The 4,904-nt window shown below is 62.1% G+C and carries 4 protein-coding genes and 1 pseudogene; all 5 read left to right on the top strand.

Annotation, left to right across the window (positions count from 1 at the left end; all coding sequences use genetic code 11):
• A pseudogene (locus RA210_RS17655) lies at positions 1–127 on the top strand (IS5/IS1182 family transposase); the annotation flags it as partial.
• Positions 94–663: a restriction endonuclease subunit S gene (locus tag RA210_RS17650; RefSeq protein WP_328821120.1), complete on the top strand. Its 570-nt coding sequence runs from the start codon at positions 94–96 to the stop codon at positions 661–663. The pseudogene RA210_RS17655 and the gene RA210_RS17650, both read left to right, overlap by 34 nt.
• On the top strand, positions 663–3,857 hold the full coding sequence (locus tag RA210_RS17645; RefSeq protein WP_201487462.1) for a type I restriction endonuclease subunit R: 3,195 nt from the start codon (positions 663–665) through the stop codon (positions 3,855–3,857). Before RA210_RS17650 ends, RA210_RS17645 begins: the two co-directional genes overlap by 1 nt.
• A 50-nt stretch (positions 3,858–3,907) precedes the next feature.
• Positions 3,908–4,498, top strand: a complete 591-nt coding sequence (locus tag RA210_RS17640) for a DUF6088 family protein (RefSeq protein WP_201487461.1) — start codon at positions 3,908–3,910, stop codon at positions 4,496–4,498.
• A gap of 63 nt (positions 4,499–4,561) precedes the next feature.
• Positions 4,562–4,780: a BPSL0761 family protein gene (locus RA210_RS17635; RefSeq protein ID WP_201487460.1), complete on the top strand. Its 219-nt coding sequence runs from the start codon at positions 4,562–4,564 to the stop codon at positions 4,778–4,780.
• Positions 4,781–4,904 lie beyond the last annotated feature (124 nt).

Genomic DNA, 4,904 nt, shown 5'->3' with positions numbered 1-4,904 from the left:
CGGCTGGTTGAAGGAGAGCCGCAGGATCGGCACTCGCTACGACAAGCTGGCAAGAAGTTTTGCTGCAATGGTCACCCTGGCTTGCACGCTGCGGTGCCTACGGCAGTACTTTTCGTACAGAACCTAGGTCGAGTGGTGAATTCTGACCAATTTGTAACTGACTCAGCCTTGAAAGAGTGCGCGCTTCCAATTGTTAAGCCCGGATGCGTTCTGATGGCCATCACCGGCGAGGGAAAAACTCGCGGAATGGTTACAATTACAGAAATAGAGGCAACCATAAGTCAGCATATTGCCTTCATGGAGCCTAGAAGTTGCGCACTAATCTCCAGTTATCTGCATGACTGGCTAAGTGCGAACTACGAAAGAGTTCGCCATGACTCAGCAGACTGGGGAAGCACAAAGGCGGCCATCACCTGTGCGGACATTCGAGCCTATCCCTTGCCGCTTCCCCCGATTGATGAGCAGAATAAAATCTGTCAGTTCATCGAAGAAAAATCATCTCTTTTTGATGACTTGACTTTGGCCGCAGATGAAAACGTCAACCTCCTCCAAGAGCGACGCTCTGCCCTGATCTCCGCAGCCGTCACCGGCAAGATCGACCTGCGCGGCTGGCAGCCACCGACCAGCGCGCCTGCCCCCATCCGCGAACAAGAGACTGTGTAATGGCCGACAGCAAGGAAGCTCAATTCCAGCAGGACATCATCAAGGCCATGACTGCCCAGGGCTGGCTCACCGGCCCGGCCAGCGGTTACGACCGGCGCAGCGCGCTGTACACCGAAGACCTGCTGGCCTACTTCAAGGAAGCCTGGCCGGATCGCTGGGACAAGTTCGCCAAGGCCAACCCCAACGACCCGGACGGCGTGCTGGTGCAGAAGGTGGTGCGCGCCCTGGAGCAGGACGGCACCCTGGAGGTGCTGCGCCACGGCTTCAAGCTGCCGGGAGTGAAGGTCGAGCTGTGCAGCTTCCAACCCGACCACGCCATGAACCCGGACTCCCTGCGCCGCTACCAGTGCAACCGCCTGCGCGTGGTGGCGGAGGTGTCCTATTCGCCCCACTTCCAGGAGGGTAAGTACAACCCCCGGCTTGACCTGGTGCTGTTCGTCAACGGCCTGCCGGTGGCGACCTTGGAGCTGAAGAGCGAGTTCAAACAGTCGGTGGAGAAGGCCAAGCAGCAGTACCGCCACGACCGCCCGCTGAAAGACCCGCTGACCCGCAAGCCCGAGCCGCTGCTGACCTTCAAGCGCGGCGCGCTGGTGCATTTCGCCGTAAGCCAGAACGAAGTGGCGATGACCACCCAGCTGGCCGGCAAAGACACCTTCTTCCTGCCCTTCAACATGGGCAACGAGGAAGGCGGCGCCGGCAACCCGCTGCCGGCCGACGACAGCCAGTACGCTACCGGCTACCTGTGGCTGCGGGTGTTCCAGCCGGATGCTTGGCTCAAGGTGCTGGGCCGCTTCCTGCACCTGCAACGCAAGACCAGCGAGGGCTTCGACGGCCAGCTGACCACCAGGGAAACCCTGATCTTCCCGCGCTTTCACCAGTGGGAAGTGGTCAACAAGCTGATCGACAGCACCCGCAGCGAAGGCCCCGGCCAGCGCTACCTGATCCAGCACAGCGCCGGCTCCGGCAAGTCCAACTCCATCGCCTGGACCGCGCACCAACTGGCCGCGCTGTACGACGCAGATGGCAACAAGCTGTTCAACTCGGTGATCGTCATCACCGACCGCACCGTGCTGGACAGCCAGTTGCAGAACACCATCTACCAGTTCGAGCACGCCCAAGGCGTGGTGCGGCCGATCACCCGCGACATCGGCAGCCAGAGCAAGTCCGATCAGCTGGCCGAGGCGCTGGCCGCGCAGACGCGCATCATCATCGTCACCATCCAGACCTTCCCGGCGCTTTTCGATGCCCTGGACAAGCATCCCAAGCTGGCCAGCGGCCGTTATGCGGTGATCGCCGACGAGGCGCATTCGTCGCAGACCGGCTCCTCGGCCAGCAAACTCAAGGCCATCCTCGGCAGCGATGCGCCGGACGAGGGCGAGGAGATCAGCGCCGAACTGCTGCTGGATGCCGCCGTGGCCGCCCGCCAGCCGAACCAGCGCATCAGCTACTACGCCTTTACCGCCACGCCCAAGGCCAAGACCCTGGAGCTGTTCGGCCGCCGCCCCGAGCCGGATCTGCCGGCCAGCGCGAGCAACAAGCCCGAGGCGTTCCATGTGTATTCCATGCGCCAGGCCATCGAGGAAGGCTTCATCCTCGACGTGCTGCGTAACTACACCACCTACAGCACCGCCTGGAAGATCGCCCACCCGGACGGCGCCGACGAGGAAGTGGACAGCAAGAAGGCGCGCCAGGCGCTGGCCCGCTGGGTGCGCCTGCATCCGTACAACATCGACCGCAAGGTCGAGATCATCGTCGAGCATTTCCGCGCCCATATCCGCCATCTGCTCGGCGGGCAGGCCAAGGCCATGGTGGTCACCAGCAGCCGCCAGGAGGCGGTGCGCTACCAGTTGGCGATGAAGTACTACATCAAGTCCCAGGGCTACCAGGACGTGCATCCGCTGGTGGCCTTCTCCGGCAGCGTGTTGCCGGACGCGGTGATTCCCGAGGAAGTGACCGAGAGCAGCAGCCTTCTGAATGCCGGGGTGAATGGCCGCGACCTGGCCGAGGCGCTGGACAGCCCGGACTTCAACGTGATGATCGCCGCCAACAAGTACCAGACCGGCTTCGACCAGCCCAAGCTGTGCGCCATGTACGTGGACAAGAAGCTTCAGGGCGTGGACTGCGTGCAGACCCTGTCGCGGCTGAATCGCACCTTCCCCGGCAAGGAAACCTTCATCCTCGACTTCTTCAACGACGCCCAGGACATCCTCGACGCCTTCCTGCCCTACTACACCAAGGCCGAGCTGAGCGATGTCACCGATCCGCAGATCGTCTACGACGTGCAGAAGAAGCTGGACGCCGAGGGCATCTACCACTGGGAAGAGGTCGCGGCCTTCGCCACCGCGTTCTTCGATCCCAAGGCGCCGGCCAGCAAGCTGAGCTACTACAGCAAGCCGGCCCGCGAACGCTTCGCCAAGCGTTACCAGTTCGGCCAGGAAGCGCGCCGCCAGGCCCTGGAGTTCAAGCAGACGGCCGAGAAGAACGGCGACAGCGCCGGTCTGAAGAAGGCCGAGCACGCCCTCAAGGAGGCTGGCGAGCAGATCGACCAGCTCGACCTGTTCAAGAAAAACCTGCTGAGCTTCGTGCGCCTGTACGAGTTCCTCTCGCAGATCGTCGCCTACGAGGATCGCGAGCTGGAACAGCTCTGCGTGTTCGCCAAACACCTGCACCCGATGCTGCGCGTGGACCGTCTGGATCGGGACGACGTGGACGTGAGCGAACTGCAACTGACCCACTACCGTCTGACCAAGCGGGCCGAACACGACCTGCGCCTGAGCGATGAGCAGGGCGACTACAGCCTCGACCCGGCCAGCGCCGTGGGCAGCGGCAAGCCCCACGACCCGGAAAAGAAGCAGCTCTCGGAAATCATCGAGGCGCTCAACGACATCTTCGGCGCCGAAGTCAGCGACGATGACCAGCTGCACTTCCTCACCGGCATCGCCCAGCGCATCAGCCGCGAGGAAGACGTCATGGCCCAGGTCAACAGCCAGCCCGCCGAGCAGGTGATGCACGGTCTGTTCCCCAAGCGCGTGGAGGACATCGTGCTCGACGCGATGACCGACCATGAAAAGCTGTCGCTGGAAGTGCTCGACAACGTGGCCAAGAGCCGGGCGTTTGCCAGGGTGATCTACAAGCTGCTGACGGCGGCGGGAGGGTTGGGCGGCAGTGACAACACCGGCAAGTACGGCGTCTAGCTTCGGTTGACGCCCATGAGCGGTACGCTTTCTGATCGCATGGATGCACCATGTCCATAGCCTCCACCCTCTGGAAACAGGTGAAATACCTGCCCAAGGGGCGACCGTTCAGCTCTCGGCGCTTTGCAGGGCTGGGGTCACGCTCTGCTGTCGGCAAGGCGATAGCCCGGCTGGTGAGCGCTGGCGAGCTGGAGCGGATCACTCGCGGGATCTACATGCGGCCAAAGATCAGTCCGTATGTCGGCAATGTCCGTCCCAGTGCCTTGGCCGTGATCCGGGTCATCGCCAAGCAGAATCACGAAACGATCCAGGTGCATGGTGCCGAGGCTGCAAGGGCACTGCATCTGAGCACCCAGATGCAAACACAGCCGGTGCTGTATACGAGCGGCTCCAGTCGAGAGATTCGAATCGGTGCCCTGACGATACGGCTCCAGCATGTTCCCCCAGAAAAGTTGCAGCATGCCGGAACCAAGGTGGGACTGGCCCTGGTAGCGCTCTTCTACCTGGGCAGGAAAGGCGCGAATCCGGCTTCAGTGGCGAAGATCAAGAGCCAGCTGACGCCGGCCGAACTCAAGCAGTTGGCAGCCTGCAAAATGCCTGCCTGGATGAGCAAGGCCCTGGCTGGCCCTCCGCCGGCCTGACGCCATGCACCAATGGCCAGGCAGAGCAATTTAGCTAGATGAGATAGGTGCAAGGAGAATGGAATGACGATGCCGAGTGAGCGCACCCGCGCAATCATTCAAACCCGAGAGTTTCTGGTCGACTTGTCCCGTGACAAGACGCTGCCTGAGGCCGTGCGAACGGAAGCGCGTCGCCTGTTGCGTCATTACCCGAGCGCCGATGAGGTGTTGCTGGCCGGGAAGGTGGAGGAACAGCGCGAAGATGGCCTGCCGTGGGCTTTCCTGAGTTCCAGGATCGACTAGGTTCTGTACGAAAAGTCTGAACGGGTAGAATCGGCGCCATGACAGGCTGGAGGCCCGCATGGCAAAGCGTTACGAACTCCCGGATGCGGCTTGGGAGCTGATCGCTGATTTGGTTTCCCCCGAA

The organism is Pseudomonas sp. OF001 (assembly GCF_904426495.1).
GTDB lineage: Bacteria > Pseudomonadota > Gammaproteobacteria > Pseudomonadales > Pseudomonadaceae > Geopseudomonas.
The sequence above is the reverse complement of the archived record's forward strand: the minus strand, read 5'-3'. Positions and strand labels throughout refer to the sequence as shown.